Here is a 25,244-nt window from a genome sequence, read left to right as displayed (position 1 = left end):
CCGCGGCGGCCGCGGGCGCGGCGCCTGCAGCCGGCGCTGCCGGGCTGGTGGTCGCCTGCGCCACCAGAGTGGCGCTATGCAGTGCGTTGGACATCTCAGTTCCTCATTACGAAATCGAACGGAATTTTTGCTTTGGCGGGATAAGCCACGCCATTACGGGTATACGGCTTGAAGCGGCCTTTGCGGGCGGCTGCCAGCGCCGATTCGTCCAGGCGCGGAAACCCCGACGAAGCATCGATGGTTGCCCGCTCGACCAAGCCCTGGGTATTGATTTCCACCAGCACCACGACTCGGCCCTCTTCCCGCATGCGCCGCGACGCCATCGGATAGTTGGGCATCGGACGCGCGCCCTGGAATTCGATGCTCGAGACCAGCACGGGCTGATCGGGAGGCGGTCCCTGCGTCGGGCCCTGCGGCGCCTGCGTGCCTTCCGGCGCACCGCTGGGCGGCGTCGGCTGCGGCGGCGTTTCAGGCTTGGGCTCGGGTTTGACTTCCTGCTTGGGCTTTGGCTTGGGCTTGGGCTTGGGTTTGGGCGGAGGCGGCTTGGGCGCCGGCATCGGCGGCTTTTCCACCACCGGTTCGGGCTCGGGTTCCGGCTCCGGCTCGGGCTTCAACTCAGGTTCGGGCTCGGGTTCGGGCTCGATCTCGGGTTCAGGCTCGGGCGGCGTCTCGGTCACCGGCTGCGGCACTTCGGGAGTGGGTTCGGCTTTGGCGATCTGGGGGATGGGGGCATCCACCACGCTCACCATGATTGCCTCGGGTTCCTCCAGTTCAGGACGACTTTCCGGCGCCATGAAGATGGCGCCGATCACCGCTGCATGAAGCGCGACGACCGCCAGGCCAGCGCCTGCGCGTATACCAAAAGAAGACCGCGAAGAAGAATTCCAACCGGGTTGAAGACTAGGCATGAATCAGCCAGGGTGCATTGACTTTTCCGGCCAGCCAGAAAAATGACGCGCACAAAACGGCGACGCCGGCTGACCGGTACAAGCCCGACATAGTATCTTAAATGCGAATGATTCGCACGTTGTATTTCGAATGGAACAGCGTAACACCGCTGATGGAGATCAAAGCGGAATCAATAAACGCTTACGAAAAAAGGCGCACGCTCGCGCGTAGCGGCACTGAAAACGCCCGCGGAAAAACAAAAAACCCGCCACGTCGCCGTGTGCGGGTTAGTTGCGGATCCGGAACATGGCACGGTGTGCCTGCCGAACCGAAATCGTGTGCTTCTGGTGGGTGCTACAGGGGTCGAACCTGTGACCTACGCCGTGTAAAGGCGCCGCTCTACCAACTGAGCTAAGCACCCATTTCAGTGCAATTGTCCGGCGCGATTAGCACGCGGGAATTACCAATTTGGGGGTACTCAAAAGCAATACGCGGGCCGGAGTATACCGGACCGCGTACTTGTGGGCAAATCGCAGCGCTGTGCGCCGTGCGATCAGCAGCCGTCAATCAGTTGACGGCGTCCTTCAGGGCCTTGCCCGGACGGAACTTCGGCACCTTGGCCTTCTTGATCTTGATGGTTTCGCCGGTGCGCGGGTTACGGCCAGTGCGCGCGGCGCGAGCCGACACGGCAAACGTGCCGAAACCGACCAGCGTGACCGTACCGCCCTTCTTCAGCGTGGTCTTCACGGCACCGATCAGGGCGTCGAGCGAACGGCCGGCAGCAGCCTTGGAGATATCGGCCTTGCTGGCGATGTGATCGATGAGTTCGGTTTTGTTCATGCAGGTGTACCCCTCACAAGGTGTGGAGTCTGCCGGGGGCGGAGTTCATGGCCGTCAGGATGGATGCCACAAATGGACGCGAGACCAGGCAAACGACGAACATACAGTGGATAAACTTTTTTCTTGCGCTGCAAAGCACAACTTTTAAACTGCTGCGCCGCTTAGGATTTGCTGGCTTCTTGCCTGCAAACCGTCAGCGACGCAGACGTGTATTAGGCCTTGGCGTAGAGCGGCTGTCAAGAGAAAACCTGACGGCAACCCGCGTCAATACTAGCTTTTAGGCGTTTTCGCAATAAACAAAAACGCGAATTTCGGGGTTTGCACGACACCCCGAAAAAACACTTTAAGCTTCATCAAACGTCGGCCCAGCGGCGCAGCAGATTGTGATAAATGCCGGTGAGCTGCACGATCGACGCATGCCCCGCCACATCCTGGTTCAGGCGCTGGATCGCCACGTCCATGTCCAGCAGCAATGCGCGCTGGCTGTCTTCGCGCACCAGGCTCTGCATCCAGAAGAACGAACTGACGCGCGCGCCGCGCGTCACGGGATTGACCTTGTGCAGGCTGGTGCCTGGATACAGCACCATATGCCCTGCCGGCAGCTTCACGGCGCGCGGACCATAGGTATCGTCGATGACGAGCTCGCCGCCGTCGTAGCTGTCGGGATCCGAGAAGAACAGCGTCGCGGACAGGTCGGTGCGCACGCGCTCCGGTGACCCCGCGATGCCGCGCACGGCGTTGTCGACGTGATAGCCGAAGGCCTCGCCGCCTTCGTAGCGGTTAAAGAGCGGGGGGAAGATCTTGCGCGGCAACGCAGCCGACATGAAGAGATTGTTGCCCGACAGGCGCTGCAGGATCAGCGTGCCTAGCTCTTGCGCCAGGGGATGCTGTTCGGGCAATTGCCGGTTGTGCTTGACCTGCCCCGATTGATGGCCGGCGGTGACCTTGCCGTCTACCCAGTCCGCGGCATCCAGCCGCTGGCGGATGTCGGCCGCCTCTTGCGGCGTGAAGACTTCTGCGATCTGTATAAGCATGGGTTCCTACCCGATTGCGTTGCCGGCGCGGCCCTGGCGGGAGCCGCGCCTGCCGCATTATCCCTTCAGGCAACCATTGAGCGCCTGATCGAAATCAAACAGCAAATCGGCTTCGTCTTCGATGCCCACCGACACGCGAATGAGGCTGTCCGCAATGCCCATCTGCTGGCGGCGCTCCGCGCCCATCTCGTAATAGATGGTGTGGGCGGCCGGTAGCGCCAGACTGCGCGTATCACCCAGGTGCGTCGCCATCAGCACGACACGCAGCCGATTGAGGAAGTCGAAGCAATCGACGCCATCTGCCAGCTCGACGCCCAGCAGGCCGCCGAACCGCGAGCCGAAGAGCGCCGCCGCGCGCGCGTGTTGCGGATGGCTTGCGAGGCCCGGGTAATGCACCTTCGCCACGCCCGGGTGCTCTTCCAGAAAGCGCGCCAGCGCCAGCGCATTGGCGCAGTGCTTGGCCATGCGCAGCGCCAGTGTTTCGGCGCCTACCGCAATGCGGTGCGCCGGCTCGGCGGCCAGCGTGCCGCCCATGTCGCGCAGGCCCTTTTTCTTGATCTGCGTGAGGCCCCAACCGGTGGACGCCCCCTTGCGATAGGCCTCGTAGATATTCTCGTTGCCGGCCCAGTCATACAGGCCGGTGTCGGTCACGGCGCCGCCCAGCGCGTTGCCATGACCGCCGATGTATTTGGACAGCGAGTTCATCACCAGCGAAGCGCCCGCGGAAGCGGGCCGGAACATCCACGGCGAGGTCAGCGTGTTGTCCACCACATAGACAAGCCCCTTTTCGCGGCAAATCTCGCCGATCACGGCCAGGTCGGCCACCTGCGTACCCGGGTTGGCGATGGTCTCGGTAAAGACCATGCGCGTGTTCGGCTGGATGGCGGCGCGTACCTGCGACGAATCCGTCGCGTCGACAAAGGTGATCTCCACGCCCAGTTCCTGCAGCGTGCCGAACAGGCTGTTGGTGTTGCCGAACACGAACTGGCTGGACACCAGGTGGTCGCCCCGGCGCAGCAGCGTGGTGAAGATGGCGGCCAGCGCCGCCATGCCGGTCGAGAAACTGACCGTGCCCTTGCCGCCTTCCATCTGGCTGATCTTGGCTTCCAGCGCGGTCGTGGTCGGGGTGCCCTGGCGCGCATACGTGAAGCCCGCCTTGCCCTGGAACACGGCAGCCAGCTCGCGCGCGTCGTCGTACGCAAATTCGGACGACGGGTGCATCGGCTTGTGCACCGCTCCGTGCTCGACGGATTGATTGCGGTCGGAATGGAGGATCGTGGTGGTAAAGCCGTTCTGGTGCATGATGGGCTAACGCAAGAAAGAAGGGAATCTACGGGATGGGACGGATCACGATTGGCGCTGGCGCACGGTCTCGTACAGGCAGACGGCGCTGGCGACGCTGACGTTCAGGCTTTCCACCGAGCCCAGCATCGGGATGTTGACGAGCTGGTCGCACGTTTCACGCGTGAGGCGGCGCATGCCCTCGCCTTCGGCGCCCATGACCCAGGCCATCGGCTGGCGCGCGTCGATCTTGTGCATGCTGTCGGTGGCCTGATCGTCCGTGCCGACGAGCCACACGCCGCGATCCTTCAGGCTGCGCATGGTGCGCGCCAGGTTCGTCACCATCAAATACGGAACCGTATCCGCCGCACCGCACGCCACGCGCTGCACGGTGGCGTTCAGTCCAACGGCGCGGTCGCGCGGTGCGATCACCGCGTGCACGCCCGCCGCGTCGGCGGTACGCAGGCACGCGCCCAGGTTGTGCGGGTCGGTCACGCCATCAAGAATCAGCAGCAGCGGCGGCCCTTCGATCACGTCGAGCACTTCGTCGACATCCACCGCCAACTGGCGCTCGTCGGCCAGCGCCACGACGCCCTGGTGACGGGTGCCGCGCGACAGGCCGTCCAGACGCTCCATGGGAACCGGATGCAGACGGCAGCCAGCCCGCTCGGCCTGCTCGATGAATGTCTGCATGCGCTTGTCGCGGCGCGAGGCCTCGACGTAGATTTCCTTGATCGACTCGGGCGCGTGGCGCAGCCGCGCAACAACCGCGTGAAACCCGGCCAGGACTTGGGTCGACGCCATAAAACAATACCTTTAGATAAACGAATACCCGCCCCAGAGGGGGCGGGCCACCGGACAATGCCGACAATAACCGCAATGTTACCCCTTACAGCCACGCCGCCAAACGACGGCATGGCCATAAGGATCCGCGCCGCCGCTCAGTGGCGCTTGCGGGTGGCCTTCTTGGCGGGCGCGGCCCGCTGAGTGGCCTTGGGCGGCTTGCTGGCCTTTTTGGCCGCGGCGCGCCGCTCCTTGGCAGTCTGCCCCTTCAGGCCCGCGGGCTTGGGGGACGCCGCCTTCTTGACCCGGCGCATGGGCTCATCGGGGCCGCGCGCCGCCGCCTTGCGCAGCGCGTCGAAACTCGTGCCCTGCACCAGCCGGAACTCGATGCGGCGCGCCTCAAGATCGACGCGCGACACCTGCACCTGCACCTTGTCGGTCAGGCGGTAACGCATGCCGGTACGCTCGCCGCGCAGTTCGTGCAGGGCGTCGTTGAACTGGAAGTATTCGCCGCCCAGCTCCGAGACGTGCACCAGGCCCTCGACGTGCAGCGTGTCCAGGGTGACGAAGATGCCGAAGCTTGCCACGCCGGTGACCGTGCCGCTGAAGTCTTCGCCAACGCGTTCCTTGACGAACCAGCACTTGAGCCAGGCCTCGACATCGCGCGAGGCCTCGTCGGCGCGGCGCTCGCTGGCCGACAGCACCAGACCCATCTTTTCCCAGATGGCGTGTTCGTGTTCGCGCTGCGTGCGGCCGATGACGACGGCGTGGTCGTCCAGGCTGGGCACATACCGCTGCCCCGCCAGCAGCGCCTTGATCACGCGGTGCGTGAGCAGGTCGGGATACCGGCGGATCGGCGAGGTGAAGTGGCTGTAACCCGGATAGGACAGGCCGAAGTGACCCATGTTGTCGGGGCTGTAAACCGCCTGCTGCATCGAGCGCAGGCACATGGTCTGCAGCAGCTGGTAGTCGGGACGCCCACGCACGGAATCCAGGAAATCGCCGTAGTCCTTGGCGGTGGGCGTGTCGCCCCCGCCTAGCGACAGCCCCATCGTGCGCAGGAATTCGCGCAGCGATTGCAGGCGTTCCGGCGTGGGGCCTTCGTGGATGCGATACAGGCCGGGATGCTTGCTGCGCGTCATGAAGTCCGCCGCGCAGGTGTTGGCGGCCAGCATGCACTCTTCGATCAGCTTGTGCGCGTCGTTGCGCACGGACGGCACGATCTGTTCGATGCGGCCCAGTTCGTTGCAGACGATCTTGGTTTCGACGGTGTCGAAATCAATGGCGCCGCGCTTCTTGCGGCCTTGCGACAGCAGTTGGAAAAGCTCGTACAGATGCTGGACCTGCGGCATCACGCTGCGCATCGCATGCGCGGCCGGACCGCCCGGCTGCTGCAGGGCCGCCCAGATGTTCGTGTACGTGGTGCGGGCGTGCGAGTGCATGACCGCGTTGTAGAACTGGTACGCCGTGACCGTGCCGGCCTTGGCCCCGCTGGCCGGAATGACCATGTCGCACACCAGCACCAGGCGGTCGACGTCCGGATTCAGCGAACACAGGCCGTTGGACAGCGACTCGGGCAGCATCGGAATGACCCGGCGCGGGAAATACACGCTGGTGCCGCGTTCGATCGCATCGTCGTCCAGCGCATCGCCCGGACGCACGTAATGGCTGACGTCGGCAATGGCCACCAACAGGCGCCACCCCAGACGCTTGCGCTGGCCCGTGCCCAGCTCCACCGGCTCGCAATACACCGCGTCGTCGAAATCGCGGGCATCCTCGCCGTCGATGGTGATGAGCGGCACGTCGCGCAGATCGACCCGGTCTTTCAGGTCGGACTTGCGGACCGTATCCGGCAGACGCGCCGCCTGCTTCAAGGCGCCATCAGTGAAGTCGACCGGCACATCGAACTTGCGCACGGCAATTTCGATTTCCATGCCGGGATCGTCGATCTCGCCCAGCACCTCGGCCACGCGGCCCAGCGGCTGCGTATGGCGCGTGGGCTGCGCCATGATTTCCACCGCGACCACCTGCCCGTGCTGGGCGCCATTGGTGTCGCTGGGCGGAATCAGGATGTCGTGCTTGATGCGCTGATCTTCGGGCACGACGATGGACAGGCCATGTTCGTGCAGAAAGCGCCCCACCAGCTTATTGGTGCGGCGCTCGATGACTTCGACGATGGTGCCTTCCGGCTTGCCCCGGTACTCGCCGCCCGGCTTGACCAGCACGCGGTCGCCATGCAGCACCTTGAGCATTTCGCGCGGGGACAGGAACAGATCCGGACCGCCGTCGTCGCGCAGCAGGAAACCGAAGCCGTCGCGATGACCCAGCACCTTGCCCGCCACGAAGTCGAGCTTGGTCGCCAGCAGCAGCACTCCCTTGCGGTTGGGCAGCAACTGTCCGTCGCGCTCCATGGCGCCAAGGCGGCGTTCAAACCCCACCAACGTCGCCTCGCGCTCGACGCCCATGCGCTCAGCCAGCTCAGCCGGAGACAACGGCGATCCCGCGGCGCGCAGCGCTGTCAGGATGGCTTCACGGGACGGAACATCAGGGTCGAAGTCCGGCGGCGCTTCGGGCAAGGGTGTTGATCTGTTCTTATTGGATTCGTTATTCGATCGTTTTGCCAAAGCTAAATTTTCCGTATATAATGCGCAGCTTCTGTGGTTCGCCCAAGGCTGAACACTGAAGCAGAAATGGTCAGAAGGGTTGAAAACCCGGTTTAAAAAACCGGTTTGAAAAAACCGATTGTAAAACCAACTGCATTCAGACGCATGGATTAGTTCAAAGCTGGCTGATTAGGTCAACGCTTAAAACCAACCCAAGTGACTGGAACGCAGCGTAGCACATAGTTCTGACAGTATCTTTCAGTGCCCAGGTGGCGGAATTGGTAGACGCGCACGGTTCAGGTCCGTGTGCCGCAAGGTGTGGAGGTTCGAGTCCTCTCCTGGGCACCACGGAATTCTAATCAAGGCAGTTTTCAACTGGCTTGGTGAAATAAGGCTACAAGGCCCCGGAAATCGAAAGGTTTCCGGGGCTTTTGCTTTTGTGTTTTCTTTCTGTGATCGCTTACCGGGAGCTGCGCGCGCCAGTTATCAGCGCCGCACTGCCCTCGCCTCGGTTATCGCCAGGGCACCTTGCGATTCAAATGATGGCGCGCATACAGATCGGCGCCCATGCCGTCGATCTGCCCATCGATCAACGCCTCGAATGGCGCAAGCAGCGCATCGAAGTTGCGCGGCGCCTCGATGGCGTTCAGCGCGTGTGTCACGGCCTCGATGGTGGACAGCGCGCCTGCCACGTCGGCGTGGCGCACCCGGTAGCGTGTCGACAACCCCGGCGGCAACATCACGCGAGGCAGCGCGGCAAGCGCCGGATTGATATGCAGCAGCTTGCGCGCATGCCCCCACGTGCCGTCCGGCACGATCAGCCGGACAGGCATGTCCAGGTCTTGGCCATAACCCGGCGTCAGCACCTCGGCGCCCTCGCCGGGAAACAGCAGCCGCGGCGCATGGCCCGGCGATGCCCAGTCCGACTCCGAAAAATACTCGCCCACCACGCGGCGCGCGCCCGCCAGACCCAGCACCGCGAGCCGGGCCGTGTTCAACGCGTGGCGCGCTTCGCTGGGATGCTGCAGGACCACCACGCTGGTTCGGCAGGACAACGATGGAATCAGCGCGCAAAGGCAGTGCGACAGTGGGCGCAGGCAGCGCGTACAAAGGGCTCGAGACATGGGCGACACTATATCGAAAGCGGCTCGCACAAAAAAAATGAAAAAAAAGCAGCACGACTTGCACACATCAAAAAAAGTGTGCATAATCTCGTTCCTCTGCTGCTGAACACGAAACGAAGCGAAAGCGACGCAACATGTGAAGCAACAGCGCCCAGGTGGCGGAATTGGTAGACGCGCACGGTTCAGGTCCGTGTGCCGCAAGGTGTGGAGGTTCGAGTCCTCTCCTGGGCACCAATTACTACATCACGAGGTACCTGTCGTGATGCGCCAAAAGAAAAACCCCGAATGCGAAAGCGTTCGGGGTTTTTGCTTTGTGCGCGCGTTTTTGTTTTGCATGCGCGGTTCTTCGGCCCGGTTCTTTGGCGCGGTTCGCTGTTTCGCAGGCGCGGTCTTCCGCTATTCGCGGACTGCACCGCAGCCCATCGGCTGCGGTGCATGATCGTGCAGCGCCCTACTTCAACGTGCGCGTCATCACCACGTGCGGAATGCCCGCCTCGACAAATTCCTCGCCTTCGGCCTTGAAGCCATGCGCCTCGTAAAAGCCTGCGGCATGCGTCTGCGCATGCAGCACCAGCATGCGATGGCCGTCGCCGTGACCCTGGCCGATCAGCGCATCGAGCAACTGTCCGCCCACCCCCATGCCGCGCGCGCGCTTGTGAACCGCCATCCGGCCGATGTGACCGTCGGGCAAGAGACGCCCCGTGCCCATCGGCGTGCCATCGGACCCGTAAGCCACGGCATGCACGGACACGGCGTCGTCGTCGTCCATCTCGATTTCCGGCGGTACGTTCTGCTCGACCACGAACACCGCATGACGCACGGAATACGCATCGTCGCGCAAGCGATCCCAAGTGCCAAGCGCGATACGCACCGTTGTTTGTCTATTGGCCGACATGTCCTTCCCCCTACGTTGCAGCAAATGAATAACTGAATCCTACGCCGCATTTTGGCAGGGATGAAGAACGCGCGAAAAGGGGTACGATCGCGGCTTGCCCTTGCCGCCCCTGGTCCGCCATGACGCCTGCCGCACCCCCTGCCTGGTTGAAAGCCGCCCCCGCGCTCTTTCTCGTGCTGTGGTCCAGCGGCTTTGTCGTATTGAAGGTAGGCCTGGCCTACGCCGATCCGCTCACATTTCTGGCGTTGCGCTACGCCTGCGTGCTGCTGATCCTGACACCCCTGTTGCTCGCGCTTCACCCGCCGCTCCCCACACGCGCCAGCGCATGGGGTCATCTGGCCATGGTCGGTTTGCTGTTGCAAGCCGGCTACTTCTGCTTCACCTACCTGTCGCTCAAGCAGGGCATGTCGGCGGGCGGGGTGGCCCTCATCACTTCGCTTCAACCCATCTTGATCGGACTGCTGGCGCCGGCCCTCGCGCATGAACGCGTCGACGCGCGACGCTGGACCGGATTGGCGCTGGGCGTGACGGGCGCCGCGCTGGTGATCGTGGCCAAGGCCTCGATCGATGTGCTGGCGCCATTGGGACTGACTTTCGCGGTCGGGGCCTTGCTTTGCCTGACCGGCGGCACGCTCTACGAAAAGCGCTTCGGCACCCAGATCCATCCGGTCGCGTCCAACTTTGTCCAGTACGGCGTCGGACTTGCCGTGTCCGCGCCGCTGGCATTTTGGCTGGAACCGATGCATATCGACTGGACCGGCCCGTTGCTGGGTTCGCTGGCGTATCTGGTGGTCGGCAATTCGCTCGTCGCCATTACCTTGCTGCTGGCCATGATCCGCCACGGCGAAGCATCGCGGGTGTCCGCGCTGTTTTTCCTGGTGCCGCCCTGCACGGCGATCATTGCGCTGCTGATCCTGCACGAACCCATCCCGCCGCTGGCCTGGCCCGGCATGGCGCTGGCCGCGTTAGGCATCCTACTCGTCACGCGCAAAACCGGTAAGACCGGCGACGGCGGCAAGTAGAATGAGCGCCTTTCCGCCTTCGCGCCCTCGCCCATGAACGCCGTCGTCACCGCCGCCCTGCCGGTCTTTGCGTTGATATTGACCGGGTGGCTGGCCGCACGCTGGCGCATCCTGGGCACCAACGCGACCGACGCGCTGAACCGCTACGTGGTGTACCTGTCCTTGCCCGCGCTGCTGTTCCGCGCCATGACGCAGGTGGATCTGGCGCACATGGCCCACTGGGGATTCGTTGGCGCGTTCGCGGGCGGCGTCGCCATCACGTTCCTGGTGTCCTTTCTGCCGCGCAAGCGCGGACCGCAGTCGCTGACCGACCGTAGCATCGAAGGCCTGGCGGCGTCCTACGCCAACGCCGGCTACATGGGCATTCCGTTGTGCCTTGCGCTGCTGGGCGCCGACAGCCTGGCGCCCGCCACCTTCACCACCCTGCTTACGGCCAGCGTACTCTTCGGCTTTGCCATCGCGCTGATCGAGTTCGACCGCCAGCAGACGCCCAATCTACCCGCGACGCTGCTCAAGGTGTGCCGAGCGCTGGTGCGCAACCCGCTGCTCGCCGCTCCGGTTCTGGGTCTTGCGTGGGCCGCCACCGGCGTGGCGCTGCCCGAAGGCGTCGACCGCTATGTGGCCTTGCTGGGCGCATCGGCCAGCCCGTGCGCACTGGTGACCATCGGCCTTTTTCTTGCGCAGACCGAAACCGCCAGTTCCGGTCCCGGCGTGTTGCGCCTGGTGCTGGGCAAGCTGCTGCTGCAGCCGGCCGCGACGGCGGTGCTGGCGTTCTACGTGTTCTCGATGCCGCCGCTGTGGGCCTGGACTGCCGTTCTGATGAGCGCGCTGCCTATCGGCACCGGCCCCTTCATGCTGGCCAAGATGTATGGGCGCGATGCCCGCGTCACGTCGCGCGCCATTCTCGTCAGCACCGTGGCCTCGGTGCTGACGGTCAGCCTGCTTGTGGCATGGATCAGCGCGCATCCCATCTCGTGAACGCGCGAGCACTCTATATAACTTGAAGTTATCGTCAAAGCACGATTCCTTCGTTTGAGAAATTTAACGACAGGACTAGACTGACGGCTATTCCCACGGGTGCGACTACGCACCCGTTTGCATTTACGTCTTGATCTTCGGGATTCTCCATGAGCGCCAACGCTTCCTCCCTGCCCCTGTCCCCGGCCCTGCCGCCCATCCAGATCAACCGCAAGCCGCTGTGGATCGCGCTGCTGCTGGTGCTGGCCGGCGCGCTGTATCTCAACCAGACCGTCAGCTGGCGCCAAGGCGCGCTGTGGGTGATCGGCGCGCTGCTGGGCGTCACGCTGTACCACGCCTCGTTCGGCTTCACTCAGGCCTGGCGCGTGTTCGTGTCGGACCGCCGCGGCGCGGGCCTGCGCGCGCAGATGCTGATGCTGGCTGCGGGCGTGCTGCTGTTCTTCCCCTTCTTGGCCGCCGGCACGCTGTTCGGCCAGCCGGTCAACGGCTTCGTGTCGCCCCCTGGCGTGTCGGTCGTGCTGGGCGCATTCCTGTTCGGCATCGGCATGCAATTGGGCGGCGGCTGCGCGTCGGGCACCCTCTTCGCGGTAGGCGGCGGCAACACTCGCATGGTGGTCACGCTGCTGTTCTTCATCGTGGGGTCGGTCATTGCAACAGCCAACTTCGGCTGGTGGTCCAGCCTACCCGCACTGGCCCCCACCTCGCTCATCAAAACCTGGGGCCTGGCGCCGGCCATCCTCGCCAACCTGGCCGTCTTTGCCCTGATCGCGTGGATCGCCACCGTGCTGGAAAAGCGCCGCCACGGCCACGTGATTTCGTTCGCTTCGCGCACCGCTCGCCCGGCCTCGCTGCTGCAGGGCCCGTGGCCGCTCATCTGGGGCGGCGTGGCGCTGGTCGTGCTGAACTTCGCGACGTTGGCGCTGGCCGGTCGTCCGTGGGGCATCACGTCGGCATTCGCGTTGTGGGGCGCCAAGGCGCTGGACGCGGCGGGCGGCGACGTCGCCACCTGGGCCTATTGGGCCAAGCAGCCGTCCTTGGCCGCGCCGCTGCGCCAGGACGTCACGACCGTCATGGACATCGGCCTCATGCTGGGCGCACTGGCCGCCGCCAGCGCGGCGGGCAAGTTCGCGCCCGTCTGGAAGGTGCCGGCGCGTTCGCTCGCCGGTGCGGTAATCGGCGGCCTGCTGCTCGGCTATGGCGCGCGCCTGGCCTTCGGCTGCAACATCGGCGCCTACTTCAGCGGCATCCTGTCGGGCAGCCTGCATGCCTGGCTGTGGCTGCCTGCGGCGTTTGCCGGCAGCGCGCTGGGCGTGCGCCTGCGTCCGCTGTTCGGCCTGGCCGTCGAGAAGACGCCCCCGGCGTCCAGTTGCTGAGAAACTGTGTTCCAACAATGGCCTCCTGATGCAGGAGGCCATTTTTTTGCCTCGCCGTAACGCCAGCAGCCATGCGGGTTTCGGCGCGCCGCAAGGCTGCGCGAGACCCGCGGCACCGCGCGCATGTGGGTCACGCCATTCATCCGCCAGACGGCTGCGCTGGTGTATGGTGGCTCCATTCCGAAATACGGAGATGCACATGAACTGGATAGCCGGCCGCTTCACGGCCTTTTTCCTGACATTGGCCGGCGCGGTGATCACCGCGGTCCTGGCCGCCACCGCATCCTTGTGGTGGCTTGCCGCAGCGGTGCCGCTGGCGCTGCTGGGCACATTGGGCGTGTACGACCTGATCCAGCCGCGCCACGCCATTCGCCGCAACTATCCGGTGCTGGGCAACCTGCGCTTTCTGTTCGAATTCATCCGCCCCGAGATCCGCCAGTATTTCCTGGAAGACGACACGCAGGCCTCGCCGTTCTCGCGCGCGCAACGCTCCATCGTGTATCAGCGCGCCAAGCGCGAGATCGACAAGCGCCCCTTCGGCACCCAGGAAGACGTCTACGGCGACCGCTACGAATGGATCAACCATTCCATGTCGCCCTCGCACATCAACGACACCGACTTTCGCGTGACCGTGGGCGGGCCCGATTGCACGCAGCCCTACTCCATGTCGGTGTTCAATGTATCGGCCATGAGCTTCGGCGCGCTATCGGCCAACGCGGTGCTGGCCTTGAACGAAGGCGCGCGGCAAGGCGACTTCGCGCACGACACGGGCGAAGGCGGCATCAGCCGCTACCATCGCCAGCCGGGCGGCAGCCTGGTGTGGAACATCGGCTCGGGCTACTTCGGTTGCCGCGATGAGCACGGCGCGTTTTCGGAAGAAGCCTTCGTGCGCAACGCCTGTACACCACAGGTCAAGATGATCGAGATCAAGCTGTCTCAAGGCGCCAAGCCCGGCCACGGCGGCATCCTGCCCGCGGGCAAGGTGACGATCGAGATCGCCGAAGCGCGCGGCGTGGCGCCCTGGCAGGACTGCAACTCGCCGGCCAGCCATTCCGCGTTCGACAGCCCCATCGGTCTCATGAAGTTCGTGGCGCGCTTGCGCGAGCTTTCCGGCGGCAAGCCGGTCGGCTTCAAGTTCTGCGTGGGGCATCCGTGGGAGTGGTTTGCCATCGTGAAGGCCATGCTGGAGACCGGCATCACCCCCGACTTCATCGTGGTGGACGGCGCGGAAGGCGGCACGGGCGCGGCACCCGTCGAATTCGTGGATCACGTCGGCACGCCGCTGCGCGAGGCGCTGCGTCTGGTGCACAACACGCTGATCGGCGTGAATCTGCGCGACCGCATCAAGCTGGGCGCGTCGGGCAAGATCATCACCGCCTTCGACATGGCGCGCGTGATGGCGATGGGCGCGGACTGGTGCAACGCCGCGCGCGGCTTCATGTTCGCCATCGGCTGCATCCAGGCCCAAGCCTGCCACACCGGCAAGTGCCCCACCGGCGTCACCACGCAGGATCCGTTGCGGCAACGCGCGTTGGTCGTGCCGGACAAGGCGCAACGCGTGGCGAACTTCCACAAGAACACGCTGCACGCGCTTGCCGAACTGCTGGCCGCGGCAGGGCTGACCCACCCCGGCCAACTGCGTCCGCACCATATCGCGCGCCGCATCTCGCCCAGCGAGATCCGCCTTCTGTCCGCGCTGTTTCCGGAACTGGCGCCCGGCGAACTGCTCCGCGGTGAATTCCGCCATCAGGTCTTTCGCGCGGGCTGGGCGATGGCGCAGGCGCAGTCCTTCCAGCCCACGCACGACATCACCACGGCGCTCGCGCGCGAGCATGCCGCCCAAGCCGCCGCAGCCGGCAATTCCTGAGCGCCCGGCGGGCGGGCCGANNCCCCCGGGGGGGGGGGGGCCGCCCGCAACATTGCGCCACGCCCGCCCGCCGCGTTTGCTACAGCCAGCGCTCGAACATGCGCGAGAACGACTCCATGAAGCGGTCGTCCAGGCCGCGCTCCTTCCAGGCCTCGGGCGTGACCTGCACGGCATCGGCCACATCGCGTTGGAACAGCGCTTCCATCTCGGCCGCGAACTCGGGGCCCAGCACCACCGCATTGATCTCATAGTTCAGCGCAAAGCTGCGCCAATCCATGTTGCTGGAACCGACGGTCGACCAGACGCCATCGACCACCGCCGTCTTCGCGTGCAGCAGCGCGTCACGCCGTTCGTAGATCTTCACGCCGGCGCGCAGCAGATCGGTGTAGTGCGACCGTCCCGCGTGGAACACCAGCGAAGAATCGCTGAAGCCCGGCAGCACGAGCACCACGTCCACACCCCGCCGCGCCGCGGACTGCAGCACCTCGATGAACGCAGGATCCGGCACGAAGTACGCCATCGTGATGTGGATGGATTTCTGCGCGCTTTCGAACGCGGACATCAACGTCAGATAGACCGTATAGCCGTCGCTACGATCGGGCTGGTTGGCCAGGATGCGGACCGTGGTGTTGCCGACGGGCGGCGCGACCTGCGTATCGCCGCCCTTGATGGGCTCCTTTGCCTGAGATGCCCATCCGGCCTGCAGCACTTGCTCCAGCTCCGCGACTGCGGGGCCTTCGATGCGCAGATGCGTGTCGCGCCAGGGCGCTGAATCGGCGTCTTCCGGCGGGTCGCCCGCCTTATCGCCGGAACCGCCGCCCGAGCCGCCGCCCGAGCCCGAGCCGCCCCCGCCGGAAAACGACGACGACTCGTACACGCTGCTAACGTTGATGCCGCCCAGGTAACCCACCTTGCCGTCAACGACCAGCACCTTGCGGTGATTGCGCTGGTTCGGCGACCAGCCAGCACGGGCGTTGACCGGATTGACGGGATTGAAGACGGCCACCTGCACGCCCGCATCGCGCATCCGCTGGAACAACGCATCGGGCGTCTTGATCGTCCCGACCGCGTCCACCATCAACGAGACCTCGGCGCCCCGGTTGCGCGCCCCGATCAACGCCTCGGCAAAGCGCTGGCCTTCGGCGTCGTCCTCGAAGATGTAGGTTTCCATGTGGACGTAGCGGCGCGCCTGACCAATGGACTGGAGCATCGCCTTGTACGTGCTGGGACCATCGGCCAGCAGGCGCACCCGGTTGCCCTTGACCAGCGGCGCGCCGCTGACCGCCTGCTCCACTGCCAGGTGCCTGGCTAGGAAGTCGTCCTTGGGTGTTTGAGGGTCCGCAGCAATGCCTTGACCGCGACGGTAACTGTCCTGCGCGGCATCCGCGGACAGGCCCGCCTGCGAGGCGCGCGCGTGACGTTCCTGCGCGTCGGGGACGCTGGCGCAGGCGGCGAGCACGGACGCGACGCACGCAAACAGCACGGCGCGCGCCCATCGGCGCGCGTCAACCGTCAGTCTGTGCAAGGCATTGTGCGGCCCACCCCGGCTCTTGGCCGGTAATGGGCTCATGATGCGCCTCTAGCGTCGATTGCCTGCCACGAAAATGCAGCCGAGCACGGCGCCCACCAGCGCCGCCACACCGACCGACTTCCACGCATTCTCATGCACGTACTCGTCCGCGTAAGCGGTGGCCCGGCGGGCCCGTTCGCGCGCGACGACTTCCCAGCCGCCCGCGGACTCACGCGCATCGGCGAGCTGGCGCTTCAGGCGCGCACGCGCCGATTCGATTTCGGAGCCGGTATACGACGCAGTCGAACGCAAGAGGTCTTCCGTTCCGGCGAGCAGCTCGTGGAAGCTGTCATTCACGCGTTCACGATGCAAAGCCATTTCAGCGCGCTGGTGCTTTCGATTCATGGTAGCTCCTTGTATTTTTTTGGACCGTACTCGCGACACCACCATTGCCTGATGCAACGCAGCATCGCCAGGACTGCGGGACACATCGTTCCGCATGGCCGAAGCCCCATTGTCCATAGCAACGGCCATCACTGCCCGAGCTTTCGCAACCAGCCGTAAACCGATATTTCAGCGGCGCGAAACTTGCTGATAGCGCTGTCTGGCGCGTGCCCCGGTTCGGCAAACACCTTGTCGCTTCCGGCCAAACGCGTTTTCGATTTCGTAAAAGTCCATTGCATTCAGAGGCTTGGCGCTTGACACCCGAACCCCCTCGGCCGCCACAATAGGTCTTCTCAATGCGCTTCAACCGCCCCAAAAAGGAACTGAACGCATGGTTTCCCCTTCCGCACTCCTTGCCGCCGTTTCTCCTGAATTCGTCGCGCAGGAACCGCAGCATCAAAGCGCCGAGCAGATCGAATTGCATGACGGCTTGTCGGACAGCGCTGCCCACATCGACCCCAAGTTCCTGTACGACGCGCTCGGCTCATCGCTCTTTACGGCCATCACGCAGCTGCCCGAGTACTACCCGACGCGCTGCGAAGATGAGATCTTCCAACGCCATGGCGCCGATATCGCCCGCCACGTTGGGCCGGTGCAGGCCATGATCGACCTGGGCGCCGGCGACTGCGTCAAAGCCGAGCGCCTGTTTGCCAGCCTGCGGCCCAGCCACTACGTGCCGGTGGACATATCCGCCGACTATCTGCAGGCGGCCGTACGCCGGCTGAAGCTGTCCTATCCCGACATGCGGATCACGGCCGTGGGGCAGGATTTCTCGCATGAACTGGCGTTGCCGGCCGATGTTCCAACGCAGCAGCGCCTCTTCTTTTATCCAGGCTCCAGCATCGGCAACCTGGGACCCGACAGCGCGTACGCCATGCTGCGGCGGATCCGCGAAGCGTGTCCCGGCGGCGGGCTGCTGATCGGCGTTGACCGCGTCAAGCCCAGAAGCGTGCTTGAACCGGCGTACGACGACGCGTTGCATCTGACCGCCGCGTTCAACCTGAATCTTCTGCGCCACGTGAACGCGGTGCTGGGCAGTGATTTCAATGTCGACGACTGGCGCCATGTGGCCATCTTCAACAGCGAACGTTCGCGGGTCGAGATGCACCTGGAGGCGCAGCTCGCATTGCGCGTGACTTGGCCCGGCGGCCATCGCGACTTCAAGCGCGGCGAGCGCATCCATACGGAGAACTCGTACAAGTTCACGCCACAGGCCTTCAGCGACTTGCTCCATCGCGCAGGCTTTCGCAATGTCGAACACTGGTCGGATGCCCGAGACTGGTTTTCTGTTTTCAGCGCCCGCGCCTGACGCGGGACCACCCACGACGCCCCCCGGAGGATCGCCATGGACCCCGCATGCCTGCTGACCCATCCCGCCATCGCGCCCTATGCCAGCGGACAGGCCGGACAGCACGACCGCTACGACGCCGTACGCTCGACCACAGCCGCGTTGGCCGCGCCGCTGAGCCCCGAAGACTGCCAGGTGCAATCCATGCCGGACTGCAGCCCCGTCAAATGGCATCTGGCCCACACCACCTGGTTCTTCGAAACGTTCCTGCTGGCGCGCTTCGACACATCTACGCCGCCCTTCCATCCGCAATACCGGATGCTGTTCAACTCCTACTACAACGCTGTCGGCGCGAAGCATCCGCGGCCGCAGCGCGGCCTCCTGTCGCGCCCGCCGCTGGCCGAGGTGCTGCGGTACCGCCAATATGTCGACGAAGCGATGCACGCGCTGATTTCGCGACTGGGCGGCAACGATGCCGACTTCGATGCCCTGCTCGAACTTGGCCTGAACCACGAGCAGCAGCATCAGGAATTGATCCTCACCGATCTCAAGCACATGCTGTCCGCCAATCCGCTCAAACCCGCGTACGTGGCGCCCGGCCAATCCGCACAGCCGCCCGCCACTGATGCTGGCTGGACCCGCTACGAAGGCGGCATCACACGCATCGGCCACGACGGCCGCGGCTTTGCGTTCGACAACGAAGGCCCCGCTCACGACGTCCTGCTGACGCCCTTCTCTCTTTCTGATCGTCTCGTGACTCAGCGGGAATTCCTGGACTTCATCAACGACGGCGGATATGAACGGCCCGAATTGTGGCTGTCCATGGGATGGGACATGGTGTGCGCGCAAGGCTGGCGCGCCCCGCTGTATTGGGAAAGCGAGGACGATGGCTGGCGCGTCTTCACATTGCGCGGCATGCAGGCGCTGGAACTGGAGGCGCCCGTCACGCACGTCAGCTATTTCGAAGCTGACGCCTATGCGCGATGGGCGGGCGCACGCCTGCCGCGAGAAGCCGAATGGGAACACGCCGCCCGCCAACTCTCTGAAGACACGTACTCGGCCCGGGCCAACCTGCTTGAAAATGGCCACCTGGACACGCGCCCCGCCCCCGAACGCAACGGCCAGCGCGGTCCGGTGCAGCTGTTCGGCGACGCGTGGGAATGGACGTCGAGCGGCTACGACGCCTACCCCGGCTTCAAGCCCAGCGCTGGCGCGGTCGGCGAGTACAACGGCAAATTCATGTGCAACCAGTACGTGCTGCGGGGCGGTTCCTGCGCCACGCCGCGCGATCACATTCGGCCTAGCTATCGAAATTTCTTTCCACCCGAGGCGCGGTGGCAGTTCTCGGGGATCCGGCTGGCTCGAGATGATTGAGGGAATTTGTTGTTAGCGAGGGTCTGGAACACCGAATTGGCGGGGCGTGAAAAAATTGGCGCCGGCCCGCTTGCACTGCCAAAAAACTTCGTGCTAGAATTTCGTTCTTCGTTGAGCAGCAATTGCAACGCAAACTGTTCAACAGAAGGGATGGCGCATTAGCTCAGCCGGTTAGAGCGACGGAATCATAATCCGCAGGTCCCCTGTTCGAATCAGGGATGCGCCACCAAAGAATTCAAAAGGCCCGCACATTGTGCGGGCCTTTTTCGTTGGCGCAGAGGGAACGACTGACGCCGAGTTCATTCACGCTCGACGAACCCGAATCAATCGTGAAACAAAAAAATGGCCCACACCGGGTGCGGGCCATTTTCATTCGGACAATACAGGCCTCAACCCATCACGTCCGATACACCGTATCGCGCCGGCGGCCACCCCACGTCGCTGCCAGGCTCGCCACGAACGCGCCGATCAGCATCGACGCAAAGCCCCACAACGCGAATGCCGCAGCGGCCTTGCGCGCTGCGTCGGCGGCTTCCTTGGCCTTTACCTTGGCTTCTTCCGCAGTCTTCTTGGCGTTCTGGATTGCCTCGTCGACGCGGCGTTGCGCCACGGCGGGCTCGACGCCGGCCTGCGCAGCCACGACCTTCACCACGTAATCGCGATCAGCGGGCGTCATCTCGCCACGCGTGATGCTCATCGCAACGATGCGGCCCACTTCGGCGCGTGCCGCTTCCGGGTCGGTGTTGGCCTCGGGGCGTTCCGAGCGCATCAGGGTGTCGGTGAGATAGTCGGTGGCGCGTTCCATGCCACCGTTGCTGCCTGCGCCCGCCGCGCCGGCCGTCGCCGCCGCAGTTGCCGCAGTGCCGGCAGTGGCCGCCACCGACGCGCCGGCCTTGGCCACGCCCGATGCCATGGACGCCAGTGCCGACCCCAACAGCGCGGCGCTGACCACGGCGCTCAGCGCCCAGACCAGAAAGCCATGCGCGGTGTCGCGGAAGTAGACCTCATCGGAGTGCACGTCGACCCACTTGGTGCGCAGCCGTCCAGCGACATAGCCGCCAATACCGTACGAGAGGATCTGGGTGAGCAGCATCCAGACAATGATGCCAATACCGATGGTCGGGGCCGACACGTCCTCGTCGCCCCACGGCGATACGGACAGGAAGCCCAAGCCGGTGCCACCGGCAAACAATGCGAGCGAGAGCGCGGCGGCAATCACCGCGCCGGCGAAGACCGCCGCCCACGACACGGCCGAAATGGCGGACTCACGTGGAGGCACGCCATCGGCATAGGGTTGGCTCAATGAAGACGTATTTTGCATGATCGATCCTTGTCCAGAGTCTTACGCAACCGCGCGGACGCGGGTGCCAAAGCGGGAATGACGAACCGGCCTTCAATGCCAGAACAGCGCCAGCAGAATGATGATGGGAATGGGCACGCCAAGCAGCCACAACAGGATGGAACGCATGGAAACCTCCTTGCTTCGATGAATGGATCTATGTGATGGGACGGCCCGATCAGGCCAGGTCGATGGTGCCCGGGGCGCGGGGATCCGGCGCGGGCGGCGTGGGGTCAATGACGTCGGGATTGTCAGTGGGACGCCCCGGGTCCGGACGCGGGTCATCCTCAGGGGCAGTGCCCGGAAGTGCCGGATCATCCGGCGTGAGATCGTCGGGTTGACCGGGTTCTCGGTGCGGGATCTGGGACATGTTGCCTCTCCTCAAGCAGCGCAAGTCGCGCTTCGATTGAGCATCAGCAAATGGCGTGCCTGAGACCCTCAAGGCGTTCAACGCCTTCAGGAAAACAAATCAGCGATCAGTCTTTGCGCTTGGCGCCAACCGCGGGAGCGGCACGTTCGGGCGTCTCGCCCGCAAGAAAAGCAACAACCGCGGCCTTGCCGGCGGCGGAGGCCTCATCCTGGCTGGGGTATCGCTTGTCCGAATAATTGGTGCTGCGCACATTTCCGGATTCAGGATCAAGCAGCGTGATGATCCATGCGAATTCACCTGGCGCAAGCTGCCGCACCTGCAGGGTGGCGCGCGTGCCGGGACGGAGTTCTTGCGGCATCTGGCGGCCTCTTCCGTGTATCGATGACGCCATCGTAGCGCAATCGAGGCGGCCAGCCCCGGACGGACGCCTCGCGTGAAAAATGCTGCGCATGCACACTATTTTCATGCTGCACACTGCGCGGCTAATCCGCCACAAACGGCCCATCCTGCAAGGAAAACCCTAGGGTGCAGTCCTGCAATACAGGCGCACAATCGTCTCAAACATAAGACCGCAAAGCGGCGCCGAATCCCCTAAATCAGGCGAGGACGGAGACAACATGACTTACTTGGCAGTTTTCATGAGCTGTTTGATGGTTATGGGTATCGTCGCGTTGGTGATTCAAACGATACGAAGCGCGGGGCCCGAGCCCTGGCTGAAGATATCGGCGGCGATTGTCAGTTCCACCTTTGCATCGCTGATGCTGGTCCCGTTGGGGTTCGCCGTGGCCCTGACGATGCTCGTCGAGTAGTCTCCCCCACAGAAGACCTGGCCCGGACTATCCGTTGCGGGCCGGTCTGCCGCGGGTTGCCGCCCAACACAACAATGAACCGGCGGTGACCATCGCCACGCCCTGCCAGAACGACAGGGTGAGCGGCGTCGCCAACCAGAGCGCGGCAAAGAAGGTGGAGAAGACAGGCGTGAAGTACGACGCGGTAGCCAGCAAGGTCAGGTTGCCTCGCAGTATCCCCACGTTCCAGAATGCGTAGCCGCTGGCCATTGCGCCACCGGCCACGCATAGCTCGATCGTAGCGGGTGCCGTGAACGCAAGCGCGGGTTCCGCGCTGATCGCGTATTTGATCCACAGGACAGCAGCTGTCAGCACGAAAAACAGCGCGACGCCGTTCTTGCCGTCGGCAAAGCGTTTGGTCACGTTGCAATACACGGCCCAGATGATGGCGCCACTGAACGCCAACCCATAACTGAGAGGATTGCTCGACACATTGGCGACGGTGCGTTCATAGGACAGCCCGCCGGCTCCGCCCACGACCCACACGATGCCGCACACCGACAACAAGATGCCCGGCGCCACCCAGATGCTTGCCCGCTGGCCGTTGATGAGCATGGCAAACACGACCGTCAGGCACGGCCACAGGTAGTTGACGATGCCCAACTCGATGGCTTGCCCCCGATCAGCCGCGAAACCCAGCGACAGGGACAGGCAGATCTCATAAGCGACGAACAGCAGGCTGCCCACGATGAGATAGGACCGGGGAAACGTGCGCAGCTTCGGGAAGCCCAGCAACAACACCAGGAAAATCGAACCCACCGTATAGATGAGCGCGGCGCCGCCGATCGGGCCGAAGTTTTCACTGACTCCACGGATCAGTCCGACGACCGTGCCCCACAGCAGGATCGCCAGCAAACCGAGGGAAGTGGCCGCATTCCGGCCAGGATTCAATTGCATTACCGTTTCCGATTGCGCGCCGTGCCTGGTCGAAAACTGGGCTGGCCCGGCGCCAAGGCGGCAAGTTTAGCGAAAACCGAACGGAGAGATCGCGGCATGGCCATTTCCACACGCAGGATGAGCGACGTGCTGGCAAGCACGGATTCGGGGCGGCTTTACCGCATTGAAGTGTTCTTGCGGGCGGAGGATGCGGGCGCCGAGACCCTGCCGCGAACCGGCACGCGCTACATCTTCAGAACGTCCGAGGGCGACGCCGTCATCGCGCTGGACGACAAGCGCTTTCGCCTGGGATCCGGCGAGGTCCTGACTGCGCTGGCGCCGCGCCGCGACACCTGACGCGCGGGCCCCGCGGCGGGCTTACTGATCCAGCGCCACCCGCCGCTTGCCCAAACCCTTGGCGCGATACAACGCCACGTCCGCGCGCTCGAGCAACTGCAGCATGGTGGTGCCGGATTGCGGATACACGGCAATGCCGATGCTCGCCGACACCGCGACACGGACGTTGGGATACGGCAGCGACAGGCTCTCGACCAGCGCCTCGGCCACCAGCCGCGCATTCTCCTGGTTGGCGCCCAGCAGCAGCACGGCGAACTCGTCACCGCCCAGCCGTGCCGCCACATCGGAAACCCGGATGGCGCTTGCCATGCGGTCGGCGGCCTCTTTAAGCACCGTATCTCCCGCGGCGTGACCGTGCATGTCGTTGACAGCCTTGAAGCCGTCCAGGTCGATGGCCAGGATCGAGAACGCCTCGCCGCTGCGCTGCGCGACCGCCAGCTCACGCAGCACGAGCTCGCCGAATAGCACCCGGTTGCACAAACCGGTCAGCGGATCGTAGTGCGCCAGATGCTGCGCGCGCGCCAGCATGCGCGACGCCTGCAGCATGGCGGCTCCTACTTCCTGGGCTTCCTTGATGCGAGTGGCAGGCAGTTCCACGGTACGGCCCTCGCCCAGCGCCAACGCCGGCGCGACGAGCCCCTGCACCGCCGACGTCAGCCGGCTCGCCAGTCTGATCGCCAGCCACAGCCCCAGGCCGAACGCGAACAACGTGCCCATGCCGATCCACGCAATGGAACGGTAAAGATCCGTGGTCAGCAATTGCATCGGCGCGCCGGCGGCAACCGTCCAGCCCGACAGTGCCGAACGGCTGAACGCGGTGTAGACCGGCGTGCCTTCCTTGGTGATCGTTTCCAGCGACCCCTCGCCTTCCTGCTGCACGGCGCGGGCCAGCGCGGGCACCGCCTTCTGGCCAACGAATTTCGACGTGTCGCGGGTGCGGGCGACGATGGTTCCGGCGTCGTCCAGCACGGCGGCCACCCAGCCCTCGGGCAAGGCGCGGCGGCCCAACACATTGCCGATGCGTTCGGGCGACAGCCCCACATTCAGGCTGTAGACCACCTCTCCGCCCCGCACGACCGGCACGCCGAGCGCGATGGTGGGGTCCTTGGTCAGACCGCCGGTAAACAACCCCGTCAGCACCGGCATGCGCGATTGGAAAACGCGAAGCAGCTCATCCGGCGCGCCAGTGGACGGCAACGCCGTGCCGTAGGGCACTTGGGTGTTGATGATCTGGCGCCCTTCCTTGTTGGTCAGGACATAGCTGTCGACGATCTGGAACCGCACGGACTCGCGCGCGCGGCGATGAAATCCGGCCAGGTCTCCTTCGACCAGGTCCGGCGACGATGCCAGCATCTGCAAGCCGGCCTCGACGCCCGTGAGTTCGCGATCGAGGATTGCCGTGAGATTGCGCGCCAGAAAGATGGTGTCGCGAAAGATGCGTTCCTTCTGGATGACGTAGCTTTCGTAGACCGCGACCGTCGCCACGATGAGCGCGGGGGTGATACAGGCAAAGACGAGGGCCAGCAGGCCCGTGCGCATGGAGTAGCGGCGCGTCTGGCGGCGGCGCACGCCCGCACGGGTTTCGCCGTCAGACATGGCGCGCCTCGCCACTCAGGATCCGCATTGCGCGGACGTTCGACCTAAACAACACCCGTGGGCTCATGCGCCTCCCCGTACGCCCTCCCGGCACCCCCGCCGGGCCTGGATGGAAACTCAGAGATTATTGCAGAACGCGCCCGCTGCCGACCTTTGCGGCCTACGTCTCTTCCAGATCCGGCGTGCCGGTGAATTGGCTCTTGAGCAGCGTCAGCGCGCCTTTTTCGGCCAGCGACTCGTTGGGGAACACGTGCTTGGTGTCTTCCAGGATGGGAAAGCCAAAGACGCGCACGCGGGTGTGGTACCCCTCAGGCGTTTCGGCAAATTCGATGTCAAAGTTGCGTTCTTCGATCCAGCCCGACCGATGCAGTTTCCATTCCATATCCAACGCGCTCCTGTTTGGCGAAGTTGACACGAAAGGCCGGCCGCCATGGCCGACGCTGCTACACCATACACCCGGCCGGGCGCACGTGGGCGCCCGGTTCGGTCAATCGTCGCGGGACTGGCGGTCCCGGGCCAGCGCGGCCTGCGTACCGGCAGTGGCGCCGCCCGCT

The 25,244-nt window shown here is 64.5% G+C and carries 24 protein-coding genes and 4 tRNA genes; 11 read left to right on the top strand and 17 right to left on the bottom strand.

Going from position 1 to position 25,244, the window contains the following annotated elements:
• Positions 1–95: 95 nt before the first annotated feature.
• The 7 genes from B3446_RS04255 to rnr form a co-directional block, all read right to left on the bottom strand.
• On the bottom strand, positions 96–908 hold the full coding sequence (locus B3446_RS04255) for an energy transducer TonB (RefSeq protein WP_175124581.1): 813 nt from the start codon (positions 906–908) through the stop codon (positions 96–98).
• A 325-nt stretch (positions 909–1,233) separates the two neighbouring features.
• Positions 1,234–1,309, bottom strand: a tRNA-Val gene (locus B3446_RS04250).
• 146 nt (positions 1,310–1,455) lie between these two features.
• Complete coding sequence (locus B3446_RS04245) at positions 1,456–1,728, bottom strand: HU family DNA-binding protein (RefSeq protein WP_003812968.1); 273 nt, start codon at positions 1,726–1,728, stop codon at positions 1,456–1,458.
• Between the two features lie 353 nt (positions 1,729–2,081).
• The gene (locus B3446_RS04240; protein WP_175138754.1) at positions 2,082–2,762 is read right to left on the bottom strand and encodes a Fe2+-dependent dioxygenase; all 681 of its coding nucleotides are present in this window, start codon (positions 2,760–2,762) and stop codon (positions 2,082–2,084) included.
• A 57-nt stretch (positions 2,763–2,819) separates the two neighbouring features.
• Positions 2,820–4,064 (bottom strand): cystathionine gamma-synthase family protein, encoded by a 1,245-nt coding sequence (locus B3446_RS04235; RefSeq protein ID WP_291377413.1) that lies wholly within the window; start codon positions 4,062–4,064, stop codon positions 2,820–2,822.
• Positions 4,065–4,109: 45 nt separating this feature from the next.
• Positions 4,110–4,847, bottom strand: coding sequence for a 23S rRNA (guanosine(2251)-2'-O)-methyltransferase RlmB (rlmB, locus tag B3446_RS04230; protein ID WP_175124583.1), 738 nt, complete (start codon positions 4,845–4,847; stop codon positions 4,110–4,112).
• 137 nt (positions 4,848–4,984) lie between these two features.
• Positions 4,985–7,450 (bottom strand): ribonuclease R, encoded by a 2,466-nt coding sequence (gene rnr, locus B3446_RS04225; RefSeq protein WP_291377412.1) that lies wholly within the window; start codon positions 7,448–7,450, stop codon positions 4,985–4,987.
• A gap of 242 nt (positions 7,451–7,692) precedes the next feature.
• Between rnr and B3446_RS04220 the strand changes: the two genes are divergently transcribed.
• Positions 7,693–7,777: transfer RNA gene (locus B3446_RS04220), tRNA-Leu, on the top strand.
• Positions 7,778–7,941: 164 nt separating this feature from the next.
• On the opposite strand, the gene B3446_RS04215 is transcribed toward B3446_RS04220, so the two are convergent.
• Complete coding sequence (locus tag B3446_RS04215; protein ID WP_191576535.1) at positions 7,942–8,553, bottom strand: tRNA-uridine aminocarboxypropyltransferase; 612 nt, start codon at positions 8,551–8,553, stop codon at positions 7,942–7,944.
• Positions 8,554–8,702: 149 nt separating this feature from the next.
• On the opposite strand from B3446_RS04215, the gene B3446_RS04210 reads away from it, so the two are divergent.
• Positions 8,703–8,787 (top strand) — tRNA-Leu (locus B3446_RS04210).
• A 217-nt stretch (positions 8,788–9,004) separates the two neighbouring features.
• Here the strand turns inward: B3446_RS04210 and B3446_RS04205 are convergent.
• Entirely contained in the window at positions 9,005–9,448 is a 444-nt protein-coding gene (locus B3446_RS04205) for a GNAT family N-acetyltransferase (protein ID WP_291377411.1), read from the bottom strand.
• A gap of 119 nt (positions 9,449–9,567) precedes the next feature.
• Between B3446_RS04205 and B3446_RS04200 the strand changes: the two genes are divergently transcribed.
• The 4 genes from B3446_RS04200 to B3446_RS04185 all read left to right on the top strand — a co-directional run bounded on the left by B3446_RS04200 (position 9,568) and on the right by B3446_RS04185 (position 14,688).
• Positions 9,568–10,470 (top strand): DMT family transporter, encoded by a 903-nt coding sequence (locus B3446_RS04200; protein WP_291377410.1) that lies wholly within the window; start codon positions 9,568–9,570, stop codon positions 10,468–10,470.
• 33 nt (positions 10,471–10,503) lie between these two features.
• Positions 10,504–11,448, top strand: coding sequence for an AEC family transporter (locus B3446_RS04195; RefSeq protein WP_291377409.1), 945 nt, complete (start codon positions 10,504–10,506; stop codon positions 11,446–11,448).
• 149 nt (positions 11,449–11,597) lie between these two features.
• Positions 11,598–12,821, top strand: a complete 1,224-nt coding sequence (locus B3446_RS04190; RefSeq protein WP_291377408.1) for a YeeE/YedE family protein — start codon at positions 11,598–11,600, stop codon at positions 12,819–12,821.
• Between the two features lie 199 nt (positions 12,822–13,020).
• Positions 13,021–14,688, top strand: coding sequence for an FMN-binding glutamate synthase family protein (locus B3446_RS04185; RefSeq protein WP_291377407.1), 1,668 nt, complete (start codon positions 13,021–13,023; stop codon positions 14,686–14,688).
• A gap of 79 nt (positions 14,689–14,767) precedes the next feature.
• Here B3446_RS04185 and B3446_RS04180 read toward each other — a convergent pair whose 3' ends face one another.
• Positions 14,768–16,258 carry a phospholipase D-like domain-containing protein gene (locus B3446_RS04180; protein ID WP_291377406.1) on the bottom strand — a complete coding sequence of 497 codons (1,491 nt, stop codon included), beginning with the start codon at positions 16,256–16,258 and terminating at the stop codon, positions 14,768–14,770.
• Between the two features lie 9 nt (positions 16,259–16,267).
• Positions 16,268–16,603 (bottom strand): DUF883 family protein, encoded by a 336-nt coding sequence (locus B3446_RS04175; protein WP_175124592.1) that lies wholly within the window; start codon positions 16,601–16,603, stop codon positions 16,268–16,270.
• Positions 16,604–16,973: 370 nt separating this feature from the next.
• On the opposite strand from B3446_RS04175, the gene egtD reads away from it, so the two are divergent.
• The 3 genes from egtD (at position 16,974) to B3446_RS04160 (ending at position 19,533) form a co-directional block, all read left to right on the top strand.
• Complete coding sequence (egtD, locus tag B3446_RS04170; protein WP_291377405.1) at positions 16,974–17,951, top strand: L-histidine N(alpha)-methyltransferase; 978 nt, start codon at positions 16,974–16,976, stop codon at positions 17,949–17,951.
• Positions 17,952–17,987: 36 nt separating this feature from the next.
• Entirely contained in the window at positions 17,988–19,304 is a 1,317-nt protein-coding gene (egtB, locus tag B3446_RS04165) for an ergothioneine biosynthesis protein EgtB (protein ID WP_291377404.1), read from the top strand.
• Between the two features lie 152 nt (positions 19,305–19,456).
• Positions 19,457–19,533: transfer RNA gene (locus B3446_RS04160), tRNA-Met, on the top strand.
• A 168-nt stretch (positions 19,534–19,701) separates the two neighbouring features.
• Here B3446_RS04160 and B3446_RS04155 read toward each other — a convergent pair.
• The 3 genes from B3446_RS04155 to B3446_RS04145 form a co-directional block, all read right to left on the bottom strand.
• On the bottom strand, positions 19,702–20,625 hold the full coding sequence (locus B3446_RS04155; RefSeq protein ID WP_291377403.1) for a hypothetical protein: 924 nt from the start codon (positions 20,623–20,625) through the stop codon (positions 19,702–19,704).
• Between the two features lie 196 nt (positions 20,626–20,821).
• A complete protein-coding gene (locus B3446_RS04150; RefSeq protein ID WP_291377402.1) occupies positions 20,822–21,013 on the bottom strand; it encodes a hypothetical protein in 192 nt (63 codons plus the stop codon).
• Between the two features lie 106 nt (positions 21,014–21,119).
• Positions 21,120–21,371: a hypothetical protein gene (locus tag B3446_RS04145; RefSeq protein ID WP_291377401.1), complete on the bottom strand. Its 252-nt coding sequence runs from the start codon at positions 21,369–21,371 to the stop codon at positions 21,120–21,122.
• 259 nt (positions 21,372–21,630) lie between these two features.
• Between B3446_RS04145 and B3446_RS04140 the strand changes: the two genes are divergently transcribed.
• Positions 21,631–21,822: a hypothetical protein gene (locus tag B3446_RS04140; protein ID WP_175124599.1), complete on the top strand. Its 192-nt coding sequence runs from the start codon at positions 21,631–21,633 to the stop codon at positions 21,820–21,822.
• Between the two features lie 27 nt (positions 21,823–21,849).
• On the opposite strand, the gene yddG is transcribed toward B3446_RS04140, so the two are convergent.
• Positions 21,850–22,758: an aromatic amino acid DMT transporter YddG gene (gene yddG, locus B3446_RS04135; RefSeq protein WP_291377400.1), complete on the bottom strand. Its 909-nt coding sequence runs from the start codon at positions 22,756–22,758 to the stop codon at positions 21,850–21,852.
• A 96-nt stretch (positions 22,759–22,854) separates the two neighbouring features.
• Here yddG and B3446_RS04130 point away from each other — a divergent pair, with 96 nt between their 5' ends.
• Positions 22,855–23,094 carry a 6-phosphofructokinase gene (locus B3446_RS04130; RefSeq protein WP_191576545.1) on the top strand — a complete coding sequence of 80 codons (240 nt, stop codon included), beginning with the start codon at positions 22,855–22,857 and terminating at the stop codon, positions 23,092–23,094.
• A gap of 21 nt (positions 23,095–23,115) precedes the next feature.
• Here B3446_RS04130 and B3446_RS04125 read toward each other — a convergent pair whose 3' ends face one another.
• Positions 23,116–24,690 (bottom strand): sensor domain-containing diguanylate cyclase, encoded by a 1,575-nt coding sequence (locus B3446_RS04125; RefSeq protein WP_191576546.1) that lies wholly within the window; start codon positions 24,688–24,690, stop codon positions 23,116–23,118.
• A 160-nt stretch (positions 24,691–24,850) separates the two neighbouring features.
• Entirely contained in the window at positions 24,851–25,072 is a 222-nt protein-coding gene (locus B3446_RS04120; RefSeq protein ID WP_291377399.1) for a hypothetical protein, read from the bottom strand.
• Between the last annotated feature and the right edge of the window lie 172 nt (positions 25,073–25,244).

It is taken from the genome of Achromobacter sp. UBA5777, from assembly GCF_002418565.1.
GTDB lineage: Bacteria > Pseudomonadota > Gammaproteobacteria > Burkholderiales > Burkholderiaceae_B > Achromobacter > Achromobacter animicus.
This window is presented reverse-complemented; position numbering and strand designations above follow the sequence as displayed.

Bases quoted from the DNA above. Each gene is read 5' to 3' on its own strand.
- B3446_RS04245 (WP_003812968.1), bottom strand. From the start codon at position 1,728: ATGAACAAAACCGAACTCATCGATCACATCGCCAGCAAGGCCGATATC.
- yddG (WP_291377400.1), bottom strand. From the start codon at position 22,758: ATGCAATTGAATCCTGGCCGGAATGCGGCCACTTCCCTCGGTTTGCTG.
- B3446_RS04120 (WP_291377399.1), bottom strand. From the start codon at position 25,072: ATGGAATGGAAACTGCATCGGTCGGGCTGGATCGAAGAACGCAACTTT.
- B3446_RS04125 (WP_191576546.1), bottom strand. From the start codon at position 24,690: ATGTCTGACGGCGAAACCCGTGCGGGCGTGCGCCGCCGCCAGACGCGC.
- egtD (WP_291377405.1), top strand. From the start codon at position 16,974: ATGGTTTCCCCTTCCGCACTCCTTGCCGCCGTTTCTCCTGAATTCGTC.
- B3446_RS04150 (WP_291377402.1), bottom strand. From the start codon at position 21,013: ATGTCCCAGATCCCGCACCGAGAACCCGGTCAACCCGACGATCTCACG.
- B3446_RS04175 (WP_175124592.1), bottom strand. From the start codon at position 16,603: ATGAATCGAAAGCACCAGCGCGCTGAAATGGCTTTGCATCGTGAACGC.
- egtB (WP_291377404.1), top strand. From the start codon at position 17,988: ATGGACCCCGCATGCCTGCTGACCCATCCCGCCATCGCGCCCTATGCC.
- B3446_RS04145 (WP_291377401.1), bottom strand. From the start codon at position 21,371: ATGCCGCAAGAACTCCGTCCCGGCACGCGCGCCACCCTGCAGGTGCGG.
- rlmB (WP_175124583.1), bottom strand. From the start codon at position 4,847: ATGGCGTCGACCCAAGTCCTGGCCGGGTTTCACGCGGTTGTTGCGCGG.
- B3446_RS04240 (WP_175138754.1), bottom strand. From the start codon at position 2,762: ATGCTTATACAGATCGCAGAAGTCTTCACGCCGCAAGAGGCGGCCGAC.
- B3446_RS04200 (WP_291377410.1), top strand. From the start codon at position 9,568: ATGACGCCTGCCGCACCCCCTGCCTGGTTGAAAGCCGCCCCCGCGCTC.
- B3446_RS04180 (WP_291377406.1), bottom strand. From the start codon at position 16,258: ATGAGCCCATTACCGGCCAAGAGCCGGGGTGGGCCGCACAATGCCTTG.
- B3446_RS04185 (WP_291377407.1), top strand. From the start codon at position 13,021: ATGAACTGGATAGCCGGCCGCTTCACGGCCTTTTTCCTGACATTGGCC.
- B3446_RS04140 (WP_175124599.1), top strand. From the start codon at position 21,631: ATGACTTACTTGGCAGTTTTCATGAGCTGTTTGATGGTTATGGGTATC.
- B3446_RS04190 (WP_291377408.1), top strand. From the start codon at position 11,598: ATGAGCGCCAACGCTTCCTCCCTGCCCCTGTCCCCGGCCCTGCCGCCC.
- B3446_RS04235 (WP_291377413.1), bottom strand. From the start codon at position 4,064: ATGCACCAGAACGGCTTTACCACCACGATCCTCCATTCCGACCGCAAT.
- B3446_RS04155 (WP_291377403.1), bottom strand. From the start codon at position 20,625: ATGCAAAATACGTCTTCATTGAGCCAACCCTATGCCGATGGCGTGCCT.
- B3446_RS04205 (WP_291377411.1), bottom strand. From the start codon at position 9,448: ATGTCGGCCAATAGACAAACAACGGTGCGTATCGCGCTTGGCACTTGG.
- B3446_RS04195 (WP_291377409.1), top strand. From the start codon at position 10,504: ATGAACGCCGTCGTCACCGCCGCCCTGCCGGTCTTTGCGTTGATATTG.
- B3446_RS04255 (WP_175124581.1), bottom strand. From the start codon at position 908: ATGCCTAGTCTTCAACCCGGTTGGAATTCTTCTTCGCGGTCTTCTTTT.
- B3446_RS04130 (WP_191576545.1), top strand. From the start codon at position 22,855: ATGGCCATTTCCACACGCAGGATGAGCGACGTGCTGGCAAGCACGGAT.
- B3446_RS04215 (WP_191576535.1), bottom strand. From the start codon at position 8,553: ATGTCTCGAGCCCTTTGTACGCGCTGCCTGCGCCCACTGTCGCACTGC.